The sequence below is a fragment of the Pseudomonas sp. FG13 genome, from assembly GCF_057809755.1.
The window spans coordinates 29957-47502 of sequence record NZ_JBMDKO010000004.1 but is presented as its reverse complement, the minus strand read 5'-3'; the positions used below and the strand labels follow the sequence as shown (position 1 = coordinate 47502).

10 protein-coding genes are annotated in these 17546 nt (G+C 61.2%); all 10 read right to left on the bottom strand.

The window, feature by feature from the left end; genetic code table 11:
- Position 1: 1 nt before the first annotated feature.
- The 10 genes from ACODTO_RS05410 to ACODTO_RS05365 all read right to left on the bottom strand — a co-directional run bounded on the left by ACODTO_RS05410 (position 2) and on the right by ACODTO_RS05365 (position 17545).
- A complete protein-coding gene (locus ACODTO_RS05410; RefSeq protein WP_139647257.1) occupies positions 2–1789 on the bottom strand; it encodes a thiamine pyrophosphate-binding protein in 1788 nt (595 codons plus the stop codon).
- Positions 1790–1833: 44 nt separating this feature from the next.
- A complete protein-coding gene (locus ACODTO_RS05405; RefSeq protein ID WP_489106068.1) occupies positions 1834–3735 on the bottom strand; it encodes an N-acetylneuraminate synthase family protein in 1902 nt (633 codons plus the stop codon).
- A complete protein-coding gene (locus tag ACODTO_RS05400) occupies positions 3732–5099 on the bottom strand; it encodes a GHMP family kinase ATP-binding protein (RefSeq protein WP_139647261.1) in 1368 nt (455 codons plus the stop codon). Before ACODTO_RS05400 ends, ACODTO_RS05405 begins: the two co-directional genes overlap by 4 nt.
- Positions 5096–5791, bottom strand: coding sequence for a sugar phosphate nucleotidyltransferase (locus ACODTO_RS05395; protein WP_175362454.1), 696 nt, complete (start codon positions 5789–5791; stop codon positions 5096–5098). Before ACODTO_RS05395 ends, ACODTO_RS05400 begins: the two co-directional genes overlap by 4 nt.
- Entirely contained in the window at positions 5791–7110 is a 1320-nt protein-coding gene (gene rfbH / locus ACODTO_RS05390) for a lipopolysaccharide biosynthesis protein RfbH (RefSeq protein ID WP_041023366.1), read from the bottom strand. The genes ACODTO_RS05395 and rfbH overlap by 1 nt, the downstream gene beginning before the upstream one ends.
- Positions 7103–8176, bottom strand: a complete 1074-nt coding sequence (gene rfbG / locus ACODTO_RS05385) for a CDP-glucose 4,6-dehydratase (RefSeq protein ID WP_139647265.1) — start codon at positions 8174–8176, stop codon at positions 7103–7105. The genes rfbH and rfbG overlap by 8 nt, the downstream gene beginning before the upstream one ends.
- On the bottom strand, positions 8158–8928 hold the full coding sequence (rfbF, locus tag ACODTO_RS05380; RefSeq protein WP_139647267.1) for a glucose-1-phosphate cytidylyltransferase: 771 nt from the start codon (positions 8926–8928) through the stop codon (positions 8158–8160). Before rfbF ends, rfbG begins: the two co-directional genes overlap by 19 nt.
- A gap of 294 nt (positions 8929–9222) precedes the next feature.
- Positions 9223–12144, bottom strand: coding sequence for a glycosyltransferase family 2 protein (locus ACODTO_RS05375; RefSeq protein ID WP_489106067.1), 2922 nt, complete (start codon positions 12142–12144; stop codon positions 9223–9225).
- A 74-nt stretch (positions 12145–12218) separates the two neighbouring features.
- Entirely contained in the window at positions 12219–15797 is a 3579-nt protein-coding gene (locus tag ACODTO_RS05370) for a glycosyltransferase (protein WP_489106066.1), read from the bottom strand.
- A gap of 182 nt (positions 15798–15979) precedes the next feature.
- Positions 15980–17545, bottom strand: a complete 1566-nt coding sequence (locus ACODTO_RS05365) for a flagellar hook-associated protein 3 (protein WP_139647273.1) — start codon at positions 17543–17545, stop codon at positions 15980–15982.
- Position 17546: the final 1 nt, after the last annotated feature.

The window sequence follows — 17546 nt, the reverse complement described above, 5'->3', positions numbered from 1 at the left end:
GTCAGTTGCGCTCCGAGATTGCCATCTGTGCGTGGAATTCGTCACGCGGCAGGAACGGATAGAGATCTTCCAACGCGCCGGTTTCCGGTTTGCCCTGTTCATTGATACGGGTCATGACCCGCGGCACCCGCGCTTCTTCGATTTGCACCAGCACTTCGCAGATCACCGGGCCGCTGCGCTCGAGTACATCGGTCAGCGCCGCATCCAGTCCCTCGTGGGACTCGATGCGGGCATAGCCGACACCATAGGCTGCGGACAACTGCTGCAAATCAGGCAGTTTCAGGCCGCTGGTATCGTCAGCCCCCACCAGCAATTTGAAGTGCATGTTCTGCGAGGTGCGGATCGAGGCGTAGCCCTGGTTGTTGATCACAAAGCACTTGATCGGCAGGTTCTGCGCGGCCAGGGTGGCCAGCTCCTGGATGTTCAGTTGCACACCGCCGTCACCTTCGACACAGATCGTCTGCTTACGTCCGGATGCCAGGCAGGCACCGATGGCCGACGGCACGCCGAAGCCCATCGAGCCAGTGCCGCGGTTGTGGAAGCAGCGCTGATCCTTCTTCAGGCGCAGGTTGAGCAGGAACAATTCGGACGCGAACCCGGAGCTGCCAGGGGCAATCACATCGCCTTCGCTCAACAGGTCCGACAGGCGATCGGTAAAGTGATACATGCTCACGCCTTCGCTGTCATCGGCGTGCTCGGGTTGCAGCAGTGGATAACGCTCGCGCCAGGCAGCGATCTGCGCCCGCCAGGCGGAGTAATCAGGCAGCCCGGCGGCCTTGACCGCCGTAGCGAGGCCTTCGATGAACGGCTTGACGTCAGCCACCACCTTGACCTCGACCGGCATCTGCAGCTTGGCGATTTCCGCCGGATCGATGTCGACCACGACTTTCTTGGCATACGGTGCGAAATGCGCATGGTTGTAGGCCGTGAGCGCCATGTCCAGGCGTGAGCCCAACACAATCAGCAGGTCGCAATTCTGCAGGGTGAAGTTGGCCCAACGCGGCGCGATCGAACCTGGGCGACCGCCAAACAGCGGATGCTCGTCTTCAATCAGGTCCATGGACAGCCACGTCGGCATGACGGGGACGCCCGCCGATTCCATCAGTGCATTGAAAGCTTCGACAGCACCGGCCATGCGAATACCGCTACCGGCAATAATGCCCGGACGCTTGGCGGCCTTGAGCAATTCCAGGGTGCGGTTTACCGACTCGCTGACATCGACGGCTGCGGCCACCGGCGGCAACTGGGCACGGCGCAGCTGCGTTGGATCGATCTGTACCGCTTGGACATCCAGCGGTACATCCAGCCACACCGGGCCACGACGCCCGGTCAGAGCGGCATGTTCCAACTCATCGAATACCTCGGCGACCGCCAGCGGATCGGTCAGGGTCACCGCTTTCTTGGTGATCGACGACACGATGGAGACGATGTCGGCCTCTTGCACGCCGAGCATCCGCAAGCCGGTGCCGGCCTTGAGGTCAGCCGTTTTCACCTGCCCGGAAATAAAGAACACCGGAGTGGAATCAAGCCAGGCGCCCAAGGTCGCCGTCACGGCGTTGGTAGCCCCCGGCCCGCAGGTGGTCATGCAGGCGCTTGGTCCGCCGGTGAGCTTACCGGCCGCTTCGGCAGCAATGCCGGCCGCTTGTTCATGCAGACACAGGATCGGCTCGAGGTCGGGATGACGTCCCAAGGCGTCGTTCAAATGCATGGCGCCGCCACCTGGCAGGAAGTACACCTGCTTGATGCCCAGTTCCGCCAGTCGGTTCATGATGTAGTCAGCTACACGCATTTTGGTACTCATCTCTCAAAACCCCAGTTCGCCGAGCGCTCGGCTCAATTCAATTCGTTCAGAAACTCAAGCGCCGACCAGAACCCGGCACCATGATCCTTGTGGCCCTGCCACACTTCGGGAATAAAACTCACCTGCGGATACTGCTTGAGCTGCGCCCAGGTCGCCGGCCAGTCCACGTCCCCGGTCCCCATCAGCACGCCTTCGCCGTTGCTGCCCTTGGCATCGGCCACGTGCAGGTGTGCCGAATGCGGCAGCAGCAGGGCCAGGGCAGCCTGGAAGTCGAGGCCGAAATGGAAGCAGGCCATTTGCAGGTGCGAGAGATCCAGGCACAGGCGCATGTTCATCGCCTTGGCCTGTTCGGCCAGCTCCTGGGGCATCATGAAAATGTTCTGGTGACGCTGCCCGCCGAAATGCCAAGGGAACGGTGCCATGTTCTGCGGGATCAACTCGGTGCGACCGAAGTCGATCTGGGCGCAGGACTCACGGAAACGCCGATACAGTTCGGCCCGGTGGCTGAGGGGGAAAGGTTCGTCGGCCGAGAAGCCGCCGACGTTTGCCACGATCAGCAACGAATCGGCCTTGGGGAAGAACTCGGCGATCTGCAACGTCGCATCCACCACCCGCTGCAGGTTGGCGATGGAGCGCTGGCGGTAGTCCAGGTCGTCCGCCGCCAGGTCCAGCAATTCACTGTTCTCGAACAGTTCAGGCGCGTGGACTACCAGACGCGAGCATTCGACGGTACGCAGGTAGGCCTGCGGCGCCACGCTCAGGTCGCGGTAGGACAGATGGAATTCGAACAGGTCGGGCTTGATCCACTGGTCGTATTGCAGAAAGTCGTGGTAACGCACCGGCACGCCCCAGAGAATCGGCATGGCGTATTCACGGCGAACGTCCTGCTGTGCGACCAGGTCGCTGTCGAACAGGAAATCGCCCTGGGCAATGGCGCGTCCGGCCGGCTTACCCAACAAGTCAGCCAACCGATACGGCGGCAGGCCCTGGCCGGGACTCGCAACGCGCAGCATGTCTTGGGAGAACGTTTCGCCAGGTTCGATAGCCCGGGCCGCAATCACGCTCTTGCCCAGGTTCTCGCGATTGAGCAATTCCCCCTGGCTGGCATGGCGCCCCGGCCCGGTCCACGGCAGGGCTTTCTCGACCTGGCGGATACCCTCTACCAGTTGCCGAAACTCTTCGGGCTCAAGGCTCGCCAGATGGTCAGGTCCTTCCATACTACGATCCAGGGTGATGTGACGCTCGATCAGCTTGGCGCCCAATGCCACGGCGGCGATGCTGATGGCCGTGCCACGCTCATGGCCCGAATATCCCACCAGGTCATGCAACTGGCGCAAACGCGCCAGGTAACCGAGCTGAATATCGGTTTCCGGAGCCGGGTAGGTACTGTTGCAGTGCAGCAGCGCGAAAGGAACACCCAGGCCCTTGAGTTGTTCGATGGCCCGGACAATCTCGTGTTCCAGCGACATGCCGGTGGACAGGACCAACGGTTTGCCCAGCGAAGCGGCTTTGGCGATCAGGTACGGGTTGCACAGGTCGGCGGAGGCGATTTTCAGCGCCGGAACGTCAAAGCCGGCCAGCACATCGACACTCGGCTCGTCCCAGGGCGTGCAGATGTAGCTGATGCCCTTCTGCGCGCAGTACTCGCGGATCAGCCGATGCTCATCCACACTCAGCTCGACTTTATCCAGCAGGTCCTGGATATATTCCACGCCCAGGTCTTCGGCCCGGGAGCCGTCGGCCTTGGTACGGTACAGCGCCTCGCGATTGCGCAGCTGGAACTTCACGCAGTCGGCACCCGCCTCGATGGACGCATCCACCAGTTGCCGGGCCAGCTCCACCGAGCCGTTGTGGTTGTTGCCCACTTCCGCGATGACAAATGTATGTTGCTCACCGATGGTCACGCCATCGATGCTGAAGATCGGCTTGCTCATTGAATTTTGGTCCGCCAGGAGGTGACACCGCTGGATTCGAAACGGAAATCGGTGGTTCGGCAGCCAAGCGCTCTGACCTTCTCGGTCACGGCCTGGCGGTGCTGGGGTTGGACGAAGAACAGGAAGAAACCGCCGCCACCGGCGCCCAGCAACTTGCCCCCCAAGGCGCCCGCTTCCACGGCGCACTCGTAGATCTGGTCAAGCACACTGTCGCTGACCGCCTGGGAGAACTGTTTCTTGAGCATCCAGCCCTCATGCAGGCAACGGCCGAAATCATGCAGCTCGCCACGAATCAGGTGATGGTGCATGCGTCGGCACAGCGACACGCTTTCGGTCAGCAAAAGGCTTTGCTCACCCTTGCTGCTCATTTCCGCGCGCTGTTGCACATGGAGCTTGCCGGAGTCGTGGGAAATGCGGGTATCGCAAAGCACCAGGCATTCTTCCAGCTCGTTGCAGATCGAATCCTCGAGACGGATCGGGTGAACCAGGTTGCGCCCCTCGCGAAACTCGATCAGGTTGAAGCCACCGAACGCCGAAGCGTACTGGTCCTGCCAGCCACCGGCGATGCCGAAGCACAGGCGCTCGGCCTGGAAGGCCAGTTCTGCCACTTCATAGGTGGTCCAACGATCGCGACGCAATTCGTTGAACGCTGCGATCACCGCCGTGGCGACCGCCGATGAGCCGCCCAGGCCCGAGCCCACCGGGAAATCGGAACGCATGTACAGGTCCAGCCCATAGTTGGGTTGGATCACCGACACGATGGTTGCCAGCAGGCCCTTGTCGGCATGCTCCAGCAACTCATCCAGGGAATCATAGGATTCGCGGGTTCCCAGGTCCTCGGAAAAGATCCGAATGACGCTGTCGGTCCGCGGAATCAACGTGGCGTGGGAGTACAGCCCGACGGTGCAACTGAGCACCGCCGCCGGGTTTTCCACGAAATAATAGGTCAGGTCCGAACCACCACCGCTGAAACTCATCCGCACTGGCGCCCTTGCCCGGGCCAGCACCGGCACTTCCTGGTTGGCGGCCAGCCGTGCGGGGGTGACGACGTCCACCAGGCAACCGGCCTCGTCCACCACCGGAATCGCGTTGTAGCTCAGGTCGAAGATCTTGAGCATTTCTTCGCGCGAAGCACCGACCTTGACCGAACGGTATGCGGTGTTCATGCACTCGGTGACCGGCACGCTCGTCTCACCGCCCTGGAGCAGATAACGACGCAGGTCACCGTTGGTCAACACGCCTTCCAGGTGCCAATGCTCGTTGACCACGAAGACGATTTGCAGATCGCCTGTCTCGATGCACTCCACAGCGTCGAGAATGGTCTGGTTCATGTAGACGGTTTGTGTTCTGGCCAGTTGGTTCATGGCTGGATGGCCTCCTCGAACCCCGACTTGAAGGCACTCAAGGCGTCGGGTGTTCCGATATCGATGAAGGGTCCGCTATAGGCGCAGACCTTGAGCGAGCGGCGCCGAATCAGCATCGGCAGGATGTCCTGTTCCATCGAGCAGGGCTGGACGACGCAGTGTTGCAAGGCGTCGGCCGTGAATGCATAGACGCCGGCATTGACCATACCCGGTCCGGATAAGCCCTTTTCCTTGAGCGCCAGCAGTTGCAGGTCTTCGGCACATTCCAGGCTGCCGTAGCGAGAGCGGTCGTCAACCTCCACCCCCACCAGCACATCGCCCGGGGCGGTCATGGCCAGTCGATAGGCTCCACGGTCGAGCCAGGTGTCGGCATTGAGCACCATGAAGCGCCCTTCGGGAGGCATCTGCCGCAAGGCATGCAGGATGGCCCCGCCTGTGCCCATGGGCTGTTCCTCGACCACTATCTGCAGATCCAGGCCGGTTTCGGCCATCAGGGACGGCAGCAGTTCGGCCAATTGATCGGCCCGGTAGTGCGCACACAATACGGCCTGGGTCATGCCGGCCTGCTTCAGCTCCGCCAGCACCAATGCCAGGAACGGCCGGCCGTGGATATCCACCACGGCTTTCTGCGAGCCCTGGAGCACGGCACTCAGGCGAGTGCCGAAACCACCACACAGGACGTAGGCGCGCATCAGCGATCCAGCCCGAAGAAATGTTCCAGGCAGCGGGCCGCATGACCCAGGTGCTCTTCGCCAAGTCCCGGCCAGACGCCGATCCAGAAGGTGTCGTTCATGATTTTGTCGGTCACCGTCAACTCTCCGCTGATACGGAAGTTACGGCCCAGCATGTAAGGCTGGCGCACCAGGTTGCCGGCGAACAACAACCGCGTGCCGACGTTCTGGCTGTCCAGATAGCGCAACAGCTCGACGCGCTTGATGCCGCAGCCGTCGCGCAGGGTCACGGGAAAGCCAAACCACGAAGGGTCGCTGTCCGGAGTTGCCTCGGGCAGGATGAGGAAATCGCTGCAATTGGCCAGCCGCTCGCTGAGCCAGCGGAAATTACGCTTGCGCGCGGCCGTGAAATCCTCCACACGGTCCATCTGTGCCAGGGCACAGGCGGCCTGCATATCGGTGATCTTCAGGTTATAGCCCAGGTGCGAATAGGTGTACTTGTGGTCATAGCCTTCCGGCAGCTCGCCCATCTGCTTGCAGAAGCGCTGCTTGCAGGTGTTGTCCTGGCCGGGCTCGCAATAGCAGTCGCGGCCCCAGTCGCGAAACGATTCCATGATGCGCTTGAGCAGCGGGCTGTCGGTGAACACCGCGCCGCCCTCGCCCATGGTGATATGGTGCGCCGGGTAAAAGCTCAAGGTACCGATGTCGCCGAAGGTACCGACCATCCGCCCCTTGTAGGTCGAACCCAGGGCATCGCAGCAATCTTCGATCAGCCACAGTTTGTATTTGTCGCAAAGCGCCCGCACCACACCCAGGTCATAGGGGTTGCCCAACGTATGGGCCAGCATGATGGCCTTGGTCTTCGGTCCGATGGCCGCTTCGATCTTGGCCGGGTCGATATTGTACGTACCCAGTTCGACATCGACGAACACCGGTACCGCGCCAAACTGCAGGATCGGGTTGACGGTGGTCGGAAAGCCGGCAGCAACACCAATCACTTCATCGCCGGGCTTGATCGCGCGGTCTCCCAGGCGTGGGGAGGTCAAGGCGGAAAAGGCCAGCAGATTGGCCGATGAGCCCGAATTGGTGGTCAGCACGCAACGACGTCCCAGGTATTGGGCCAGGCGTTTTTCGAAGGCCTCGTTGAACCGGCCGGTGGTCAACCAACCGTCCAGCACCGCCTCGGTCATCGACTGCAATTCCGCGGCACCAATGACCTTGCCGGCCGGCGGCACGCTGCTCTGCCCAGCCACGAACACCTGCGGGGCGAGCGCCGACTGCGCATAGCGCCCCACCAGCTCGACAATTTGTTGGCGCAACTGCGTAGTACTTTCACTCATGGGTATCGCCTTGGTAGTCCGCGATCTGCTTGCGGGTAAAGGAGTGCATGTCCTGGCCGTTCTGCCAGGCCAAGTGCCAGGCCAGCGTGCGCTCGAGACTGGTCGCCAGGGACCAGCGCGGCATCCAGCCGAGCTCTTCGCGTGCCTTGCTGGAATCGAGAGCCAGCAAGCCGGCCTCGTGGGGTTGTGCCAATGGATCGACTGTCCAGCGCACCGGCGTCGGCCATTGCCCGGCGAGCAGGCCGACGATGGTTTCGACTGTCGCGACGTTGTCGCTCTGCGGACCGAAGTTCCAGGCGCCGACGTGACGCTCAGCGTCCTCCACCAGCGCCCTGGCCAGCATCAGGTAACCCATCAGCGGCTCGAGGGCGTGTTGCCAGGGACGAGTTGCCTGTGGATAACGCAGCACCACTTCCTCATCGTTCTGCCAGGCGCGAAAAATATCCGGCACCAGCCGCTCCGGCGACCAGTCACCACCGCCGATGACATTGCCGGCCCGAGCCGTCGCCAGCGCGATGCCGGCATCCTGCAGGAACGAATTGCGATAAGAGGCACATAGCAATTCAACGCACGCCTTGCTGTTGCTGTAGGGGTCGAAGCCGCCCAAGGCGTCGTATTCGCGATAGGGCAAGACCCACTCGCGGTTTTCGTAGCATTTATCAGTGGTGACCACGACCACCGCCCGTACACTTGGGCAATGACGAACGGCTTCAAGCAGATTGACTGTGCCCATGACGTTGGTGGCATAGGTCTGGACGGGATTGCGATAGGCCTCGCGAACCAGGGGTTGCGCAGCGAGATGCATGACCACGTCCGGCTGGAATGCCCCAAGTGCCGAGGACAGCGCGGCGCCGTCGCAGATGTCGGCCAGATCACCGGGGATCACCGCATCCACGCCTGCGACGGACCATAAGGCAGGTGTGGTTTCAGCGGGCAACGCATAGCCGCGGACCTCAGCCCCCAACTGGCGCAGCCACAGTGCCAGCCAGCCCCCCTTGAAGCCCGTATGGCCGGTCAGGAAGACCTTTTTACCCATCCAGAATGCGTTCAAGTCCAGAGTTTCCATTCGGCCTGGCCGCTGTTCCAGCGTTCCTCAAGGAAGACGCGGTCGCGCAACGTGTCCATCGGCTGCCAGAAACCACGGTGCAGATGACTCATCAACTGCCCCTGTCGCGCGAGGTTGCGCATCGGCTCGTATTCCCAGGTGGTGGTGTCGTCTTCAATGCCATCGAGCGCAGCAGGCTCCAGCACGAAAAAGCCGCCATTGATCCAGCCACCATCGCCTTGGGGCTTTTCCTGGAATCCCCTGACGCATGCACCTTCGAGCTCCATCGCGCCAAAGCGGCCCGGTGGCTGGACGGTGGTGACCGTAGCCAGTTTGCCGTGCTGTTGGTGGAACTCGATCAGCTCGCGGATGTTGACGTCGGAAACGCCGTCGCCATAAGTGAAGCAGAACGTCTCGTCGCCCAGATAGTCGCGCACGCGCTTGAGACGGCCGCCAGTACCCGTAACCTCGCCGGTATCCACCAGGGTGACACGCCAGGGTTCAGCCTTGCCCTGATGGATGTGCATGCTGTTCTTGGCCATGTCGAACGTCACGTCCGACATGTGCAGGAAGTAGTTGGCGAAATACTCCTTGATGACGTAACCCTTGTAGCCCAGGCAGACCACGAAGTCGTTGATGCCGTAGTGAGAGTAGATTTTCATGATGTGCCAGATGATTGGCTTGCCACCAATCTCAATCATCGGCTTGGGCTTGAGATGCGACTCCTCGCTGATGCGAGTGCCCAGTCCTCCAGCCAGAATTACTGCCTTCATATGTCTCTCTCTCATCAGCGTCAAAGACGCTCCACTACTCACAAGAGACGCCAATTATTCGGCGTCCCTGCCGGTAATACAGGCGCTGATAACTGAGAAAGCAATTATGGTGCCACTGGCTGGAGGCCCAATATTACGGGGCCTTGAGGCAAGAAAGGGAATTCAGGGAGGGAAGAAAAAAAGAAGATTGACTGCTTTCACGAGCAGGCTCGCTCCCACAGGGGCACAGTAGAACCCTGTGGGAGCGAGCCTGCTCGCGATGGCGGTGATTCAGCCGGCCGTAGAACCGATGCCTTACGCGCCGGCCTGTCCGATGAGCGCCGACCACGGCACCTGGGTCACCGGACCGAGGGTGTAGCCGGAACCGGTCAAGTCCAGGTTGCCGTTGTAGTTGGGGTCATGCGCCAAGGCTTCCTGCCACTTGCCGCGCAGTGCCTGGCAAGCCTCGGGCGAGGACGACAAGCTGCCCGGGTTGACGACCTGGACGTAAGGCGTCCACACCGTGAGGTAACCGGCTTGCGCGGCTCGCAGGCAAAGATCCACATCCCCCAGCCCCTCGGCGAACACTGTATCGTCTACACCGTCGAGTGCCTGGAACAGCTGCGTGGAAATCATCAGGCAGGTGAAGGACACTGCCGAGCAGTTCTGTTCCGCCACCAGGCGGTTCATATAGCCCCGGGCATCCGCAGGTTCGCCGACGAAAGCCGAACCCACCACACCGTTGAGGCCCAGGACCAGGCCTGCCTGCGTAATTTGCCCCTGCCGGTCGATCAGCCTGGCACCGACCACACCGACCTCCGGACGCTGGGCATGATTGAGCAACAGCTCGATCCAGTTGACGTTCACGACTTCGCTGTCCACCGCCAGGGTGAGCAGGTAATCGCCCTTGGCCTGCTGGCTGACCTGGTTGATCAGCGTCGCCGTGGCAAGCCCAGGCTCCACCTCGATGAAGCGTACGCGACTGGCCTGGTGCCCCTGGCTGCGGAGCCAGTCTTTCAGCGCCGCGCCATGGACCGGATGCTCGGCCACCAGCAACTCGAAACGTTGGTAGCGAGTACGTTGAAGAACATTGACGATGCAACGTTGCAGCGTCACCAGTTCGCCCTCGCCATGGAGAATGATCGATACCAGCGGGCGCTCGATAAAGCGATAGTCGATCTTGTAGATACCCGGCACCACGGAACCGACATCAGCCTTATAGCCTCGCGCAGCAAGGTGGCGCAGCAAGGCCTTGCGCTCGTCGGCATTGTCGCCCTCCGGTACTGCCTGGCAAACCAAGAGCGCTTCGTCCAGATGCGCCAATCCCCCCATGCCGCCCTGCTCGATCAAGCGCAGGAGCAGTTCGAACTCCAGCGCCTCCTTGAAATCGCGCGAGTAGCCACCGGCCTGCACCAGCACTTCACGGCGAACCAGCCAATGCCGCGCCATCAATGACGGCACGCTCAACAACAGATCGAGGTTGAAGCCGGGGCGGAACACATCGACCAGGGTTTCGTCGGGTTGGCGTTGGCATTCATCCATCGCCACCGCCCGGCATTGTGGTGCGTCGAGCAGCTCCAGACTCGCATGCAGCAGACCGGACGACGTCAGCTCATCCCCCGCTTCGGCCAGGACCACCCAGTCGCAATCGATCTGGCCAACGACCTGATTGATCTTGTCGACGTAGTTGCTTCCGGTGACTTTGACGAAATGCAGGGTGTTCTGAACGGTGGTTTCGGCCGGCAGGTCGCCGGTGGTGAACACAACGATTTTGAATGCCCGGCAGGCACCGTTGATCACGCTGTCGAAGGTGGCCTGCAACCGGGAGAAATCCGCCTCCAGGTCCAGGAGCAGGATGCCGAAAGTCGGCCCGCCCTTGTGGCGCGCCAGGTACTGGCTGATCTGCTGGACCTGTCCGGTGCTCGGCTCACGCCCATCGAGCCAGCGCAACAAACGGCCGGACCGCATGGTTTCGAAAAGACTGAAGTGGTCCTGCAGCATCACGTTCTCCAGGCGCTGCGCCCACTCGCTCAACCGCTCGGCCTCGACCTGAGCACCACCTTCCTCGAGCAGGACAGCCAACTGGTTCACGACATCGCAATTGAAGGCATTGAGCATGAACGCTTTGAGCAGCCGTTCGTTGAGTGGCTCGGCACTGGTGTTGCGCTGCGGCCGTGCCAGCCCTTTCTGCTTGAGCAGGACCGCTTCCAGCTCCTTCAACTGCACGCGCCCGGCAGGTATCGCGTGCATCAGGAATTCAAGCTTGGACAGGGATTCGAAAAACGGCTGGTTGTAGAACGGCAGCTCGACGAACTGCGTCGGCTCGAAACGGCAGATGGGCCCTTGCAACTGCGAGTGCCAAGCCGCCTCGAAGAGCTTGGCCAGGGCAAAAGCTGCACGCTGACTCAGGTAGTTGCCAATTTCCTCCAGGCTTTCCACCGCTTGCGACGGCGCCCCCTGACCCAACCCGAACGTCGAATCCAGGACCGTCACCAAGCGTTCACGTAACGCTACGGTGGCCCCATCACGATAGCTCAGCACAGCGGCCAACTGACTGGCTTCCAGCGTCGAAGGACTTTCCAGAGCGTGCACCCCATAAGGGATCGGCAGAACACGGACCTTGGCCGCTGCCATCAGCGCACAGCCATGACCAAGTTCCTGCCAGGCCGGATCGAAATCCGCCGGCAATGCGGCATACCAGCGTTGAATCACCTCGGTCCGGGTGACGGCATTGATCAATGAAGGGCAATGCCCGGCATACGCGGCCAGGCGCTCCTGGGCGGACGGGTCGGCGAAGTCCTCGACGCCCTTGCGATCCCTGCGGTAATAGTCGACATGGGAAGCATGGGCTTCGAATGTCAGGGCATAACCCTGGCACGCCGAATAATCGTCATGACCGGCCAGGAATTCCAGTGACTGGTCGAGGGCCTCCGGCAGCAGGAAAGCGTCCACGTCAATCATCGCCAGGTAGGGCGTCTGCACATGTTCGAGCCCTTGCCGCAGCTTGTTGGCGAAGTGACCGGCGTCGGCTCGATGCATATAACGCACACCGGAAAATGCCGCGACGCTGTCGGCATCCGGCTCGGCGGACGAATCGAGGACGAGTTGGGAACAGGGGTAATCAGCGTAGTAACGCAACGCCCGGCGCAACGCCTGCGGTTGCTCGTGTGATAACAGGACCAGGGTAAAACGCTCGTTCAACAGAGCGGATGAATCATTGGCAATACTGCGTTGCATATGAATTCCTTAACGAGCGAGTCGCCCAATCGGCGGCATTATGTTCGTGACACGTTGCGGCACTTGCCGGATCGTCAATCCGGCAACCAGCCATCGGCCCAATAGCGCAGGTTGTCGCCGCGCAACATGAAATCACGCAGTACCACTTCGCGCAGCTGGTCCCCCATCCGATAACTGGCCTGCGGGTCGGACAGGTGCATGCGGATCGCATCCAGCCATTCCTGCGTGCTGTTGGTCTTTACCCTGGTACAGGGTAGATGACCTCGATAGGCTTCGGTGTCGGTACAGATGACCGGGTACCCACAAACCCCATACTCCAGCAGCCGGAGGTTGCTCTTGCAGTCGTTGAAAATGTGCTGTTCCAGCGGGGCCAGGGCCAGATCCAGGTTCAGGCTCGCCAGTTTGGCCGGATACTCCAACAGCGGGACCCCGCCATGGTATTCATGCACATAAGGCCTGAGGGAATCCGGACACATGCCAAAAAAGACCCATTCGACTTCATCGGCCAGCTCGCGTACCACCTCGGCAATGATCTCCAGGTCACCCCGGTGGCTGGTACCGCCGCCCCAACCCACCCGGGGCTTGATCGACGTACGACGCCGGCTGGAAATCCCATGCCACAAATGCGGCGCCAGCATGTTCGGCACCACGCGGATATCGTGATGAAGGCCGGACAGTGCATCCGCCAGGGCGAACGTCGACACCACCACCCGATCACACAGGGCAATGCCGCGCTCCAGCAGGTTGACGATGTCGTCGGGCATGTTGCGGGTGTGATCGTTCTTTTCAGGAATGTTCGCCACATAGTCATCGAGTTCGTAGATGCGCATGGCGTTGGAATAGGTTTTCACCTGGATGATGTCGTTGAACTTGCCACTGTTGTAGCGGCCCTGGAGCACGATTACATCCGGTGACTGGCGCTCGATCTCGATGATCGAAGGCATTTCATAGGACACACGCCCGACGATCCGTCCGGTTGCCCGCAGTTCGATCAGCGGCTGGCTCACGCGGTAATGGCCGATGGCGGAACTGTTGAGGGCCAGACCCAGGACCGAAGGCAGCGGACGGCTGTATAAAGGATTCCAGCCGGTGCGTTGGCCCGGTGCCAGGCCAAAACTGTTGCCGGCCAGGCTCAGGTTACGGTTGTAGGCCGGATCGTTGGCGATCCAGGGCAACCAGCGCTGATAGAACGACTCCTGCTCTTGTTCCACGCGTTGCTTCCAGGACGCTTCACGCGCGCTCCCGGCAGAGGGTGTCAGGACCACGTTGGCATAAGGCGTGGTCACCACTAGGTAACCTTGCTTGCCGACCTCCAGGCATAACTCGAGGAAGTTGATGCCTGGCGTTTCAATGGCAGGCGACAGCCCCCCGACGGTATCGAATACCGCCCTGCGCACCAACAGGCAATGACCGCTCACGGCACTCCAGTTCTGCACCACCTGCAAACGTTGCATGTAACCGCCGGCGGTGACCGGCTCGTTCGCAAACGGCCGGCCGGCCAAGCCATCGAGGCCCAACACCAGGCCCGAGTCAATAACCTGCCCCTGTAGATTCAGGGTCCGTGGGCCGACGATTCCGACTTCCGGGCGCTGGGCATGGTTCAGCAGTTCGTCCAGCCAGGCCGCGTCATGGGTCACACAGAACGGACTGAGCAACAGCAGGTAATCGCCGCGCGCTTGCGCGACGGCAAAATTGCGCACCTGCGCTTCGTTGCCCAATTCGTCCGGGGTAAGAATCCGCAACTTGTCGCTGCCCAGCTCTGCCATGGCCGTCAGCCAGTTGCGCATCTCGGCGGTTTCGCTGCCGTTGTCGACGACGATGACTTCGTAATGCTCGTAGGCAGTAGCGGTCAGCAGATTACTGATGCAATTTTCCAGCGCCGCCAGTTGATCCTTGACGCTGATAATGATCGACACCAGCGGGCGTTCGGGGTGCAGGTATTCGATCCTCGGGATCAACGGCATCGGCCCTGGATGCAAACGATGTTCGACGCCCAGGCGTTGCAGATGCGCCGCCACCAGCCTGGGGCTCTGCTCGATCACCTGCGGCTGCGAAAGCCATTGGGCGAAGGCCAGCGTCGACTCCACCTGGACTTCCGCCAGGTGTTCGATGGTCTGCGGCCCCTGGGTTTCCACCAGGCGCCAGACCAGGTCATGGGGCGCCAATTCACCCAGATCCGCATCGAAGCCACCCAGCAACTGTACCCGCTCACGAGCGAAGGCCAAGGCCCTGCCCACATAGGGGTAGGCTCGCATCAGGTCGAGATTGAAATCCGGCTTGAAGACCGGCTCCGAAGACTTGCCGTCCTCCAGCGCGCCTTCGTCGCTGTAGACACAAGCGATACCGGGCATGGCATTGATCCGCTCGGCCAGCACCAGCAAGGCCGATTCCCGCAGTCGGTCACCGGCGTGCAGCAGATAGAACCAGTCGGCGCCGTCCAGTCGCGGCAGCATGTCATTGAGGCCACGCACCCAGTCGGTGGGCAGCGCCATGCGCAGCACATTGCCTTCGATCGCGCCGCGACCGTTGGAAAACAGCAGCACCGGCTCGCTGGCATAATGTTGCCCGGCGATGCTCTCGAGGGTCAGCGCCACCGCCTCGGCGTCTTCCTCGAAATCGAACACCACCGGCACGATACCCGGGCGCCGGGGCCAGAGTTCAACCTGATGGAGAACCACCCGTTGGCGCGCCGCGTCAAACCGCCGACAGTCCAGCCACTGGGCATAAAGCTCATCGTAACTCTCAGTGTCGGTGCCGACCTGATAACCGACGACGGCTTGTCGACTGGCCATCAACGAATTCAGGTTCAACTCTTCCCAGTCGTGAGGCTGGCCTGGCTTGACCTGATCGAGGGTCTGATAGCGGATCCAGCCCGACGCTGGCGCGGACTCACCACTGCGTTCAGCCAACATCTGGGCCAGCCAAGTCCATTCGACGGGTGCGGCATCAACCATGTCAGGACGGCGGGACAGCCGTTGCGGATACAACCGTTCGAGACTGTCGAGACTGCACCGCTCCACCAGGTTGCCGCGTCGGAGCAGGCAGATGAACAGCGCCAGGTCGAGCAATGCGACAAAACCCTGACCGGCCTGGGCCAATGCTGGCAATAAGGACTCGATATCGACCCGGCGCATCATGGCGCCGGAGAAGCCACCGAAGATATTGCGTGGCGTGGACTCGATGTAGGCCAACAGGTCGTCGCCCTTGTACAACCCTTCGAAGAGGGCGATGCCGACGTTCTCCAGGCGAATCGGCAAGACGTAGCCTTCCGCATCGATGAAGTGGCGCTTACTGATGACCAACCGGGCATCGGCATGCTCGTCCAGGGCCTGCGCCTGTTGACGCACGCAGGCTCCGAGCAACTGATCGTCATCGCAGAGAAACTTGATGTACTCCCCGCTCGCCTCTTCCAGGCACCGCAACAGATTCTGCTGGAAACCCAGCCGCTGGGGATTGCGCAGATAACGCACCGCGACGCTGGAAGCGTCCTGCAAAGCGTCGACGATCTGGCGGATGTCGTCACCGGGGCAATCATCGCACACGATGATTTCGAGGTTTTCGTAGTCCTGGTCCAGAGCGCTCTTGAGTGACTCGCGAAAAAAGCGAGGGTTGAATGCGGGGATGACGATGCTGACAAGAGGTGTTGGTTTCACGCGAAAGACTCTCGGCCGGCCGGTGTTCCGACCCTTGTGGCGAGGGGATTCATCCCCGTTGGGCTGCAAAGCGGCCCTCAATCCTGCACCACGTGTCGTGGAGCTGCTACGCAGCCCCACGGGGATGAATCCCCTCGCCACAGGTACAGTCAATACTTCAAACGAGCGGCGTTACCTGCTCATCAGATCTTGTTGAACAACCCCAGTTGCGTGATCTTGCTGAACGCCAGTTGCGATGCCTGCAGCATGGTCTGTTGCAACGTCAGGCGCGTCATCACCTCGGCCGGGTCGGAATCGCGGATCGCCGACTGGGTCTGGGAGTTGGCCAGGACAAAGCTCTGATTGGTGTCGGACTGGTTATCGAGCGCTTGGCCACGACCACCGACCGAACTCAACCCACTGGTCAACTGATCTGTACCGCTGGCCAGGTTGCCGATGCCGGAAGCCAGTGCCGCGAGCATTTTCTGACCGGCAATCGCGTCGCCCTCGATCGGTGTGCTCAACGCAGCCTTCAGCTGGTTCACGGTATCCAGGATGTTCTGGGTTTCGTGGGTATTGACCGCAATGCTGAATTGATCGTTGGCGGCCGGTGCGCCATTGAGCGTAAAACTCACCCCTGAAGCGGTGGCGACGTTGCCCGCCAGGGTTCCGCTGGAAATCACCTGGCTACTGCTGGTCAGCGGCGCGGCGTACAGTTCGAAGTCCGTGGCACTGGTGAACTTCAGCACCGCCGAACCCGTCGGGAAACTGGCGTGGTAGGCAACCGGATCGGTGATTTGACTGCCGGTGATCTGCGTCGCAGTGGAGTTGCCCGGGCTACGCGCCACGGCGAATGTGTCGGGTTTGGCAGCCAGGGTGAATGTGTGACCGGGCAATACGGTGCCGGCGACGTCGCCGGATTTCAGGTTGACGTTCAGGGTCAGGTCGACGCCGCGAAAGCTCACGTTCTGCCCGGCCTGGGTATTGGGCGTGATGACGCCGCCCTGGCTGGCTTCGGCGGTCACGTCGTTACCGCTTGAATCAGTGATTTTCAACTGGGTGCCGCTGGCGAACTCTACGGTATACGGCTCACCGCTGCGGAACTGGCTGTTGTAGGTAACGGCGGAAGATACCTGGCCGTTGGTCAGTACCACACGGCCATCGTCCACCGCCGGAGCGGTCATGGTGACCTGGGTGCGGCTGGTGTTGATGGCCTGCTGGAACACTTCCCAGCCGGTGCTGTTGGTGGCCATCGACATGGTGTCGCCCACTGGAAGGTCCAGGGTCATCTGATCGCCGTTGTAGCTGTAGCTACCATCGCCGTTGCGGGTGAACGGCACGACATCGCCCTTGGAGCCGGCGAAAATGTACTTGCCGTTTTCATCCTTGGTGTTCATCAGGCTCAGCAACTGGTCTTCGATCGACCCCAGCTCCGAAGCGACGGATTTACGGTCTGAGTCGGTATAACCGGCGTTACCGGCGCTTACAGCCAGTTCCTTGGCGCGCTGCAGCACGTTATTGATGCTGGTCATCACCGCTTCAGTCGTGCCCAGGGTCGCCTTGATCGTGCTGACGTTGGTTTCGTACTGGGACAGCATGGAAGCCTGGTTGCCCAGTTGCAGCAGACGCGACGCACCGACCGGATCGTCGGCGGCGGTGTTGATACGTACCAGACTACTGGCTTCTTCGCTGGTCTTGACCACATTGGCGAAGTTCTTCTGGTAGTTCGCAGCCGTGCTTTCGTAGAACTGGGAAGTAGAGATACGCATG

Bases quoted from the DNA above. Each gene is read 5' to 3' on its own strand.
- ACODTO_RS05410 (WP_139647257.1), bottom strand. From the start codon at position 1,789: ATGCGTGTAGCTGACTACATCATGAACCGACTGGCGGAACTGGGCATC.
- ACODTO_RS05405 (WP_489106068.1), bottom strand. From the start codon at position 3,735: ATGAGCAAGCCGATCTTCAGCATCGATGGCGTGACCATCGGTGAGCAA.
- ACODTO_RS05400 (WP_139647261.1), bottom strand. From the start codon at position 5,099: ATGAACCAACTGGCCAGAACACAAACCGTCTACATGAACCAGACCATT.
- ACODTO_RS05395 (WP_175362454.1), bottom strand. From the start codon at position 5,791: ATGCGCGCCTACGTCCTGTGTGGTGGTTTCGGCACTCGCCTGAGTGCC.
- rfbH (WP_041023366.1), bottom strand. From the start codon at position 7,110: ATGAGTGAAAGTACTACGCAGTTGCGCCAACAAATTGTCGAGCTGGTG.
- rfbG (WP_139647265.1), bottom strand. From the start codon at position 8,176: ATGGAAACTCTGGACTTGAACGCATTCTGGATGGGTAAAAAGGTCTTC.
- rfbF (WP_139647267.1), bottom strand. From the start codon at position 8,928: ATGAAGGCAGTAATTCTGGCTGGAGGACTGGGCACTCGCATCAGCGAG.
- ACODTO_RS05375 (WP_489106067.1), bottom strand. From the start codon at position 12,144: ATGCAACGCAGTATTGCCAATGATTCATCCGCTCTGTTGAACGAGCGT.
- ACODTO_RS05365 (WP_139647273.1), bottom strand. From the start codon at position 17,545: ATGCGTATCTCTACTTCCCAGTTCTACGAAAGCACGGCTGCGAACTAC.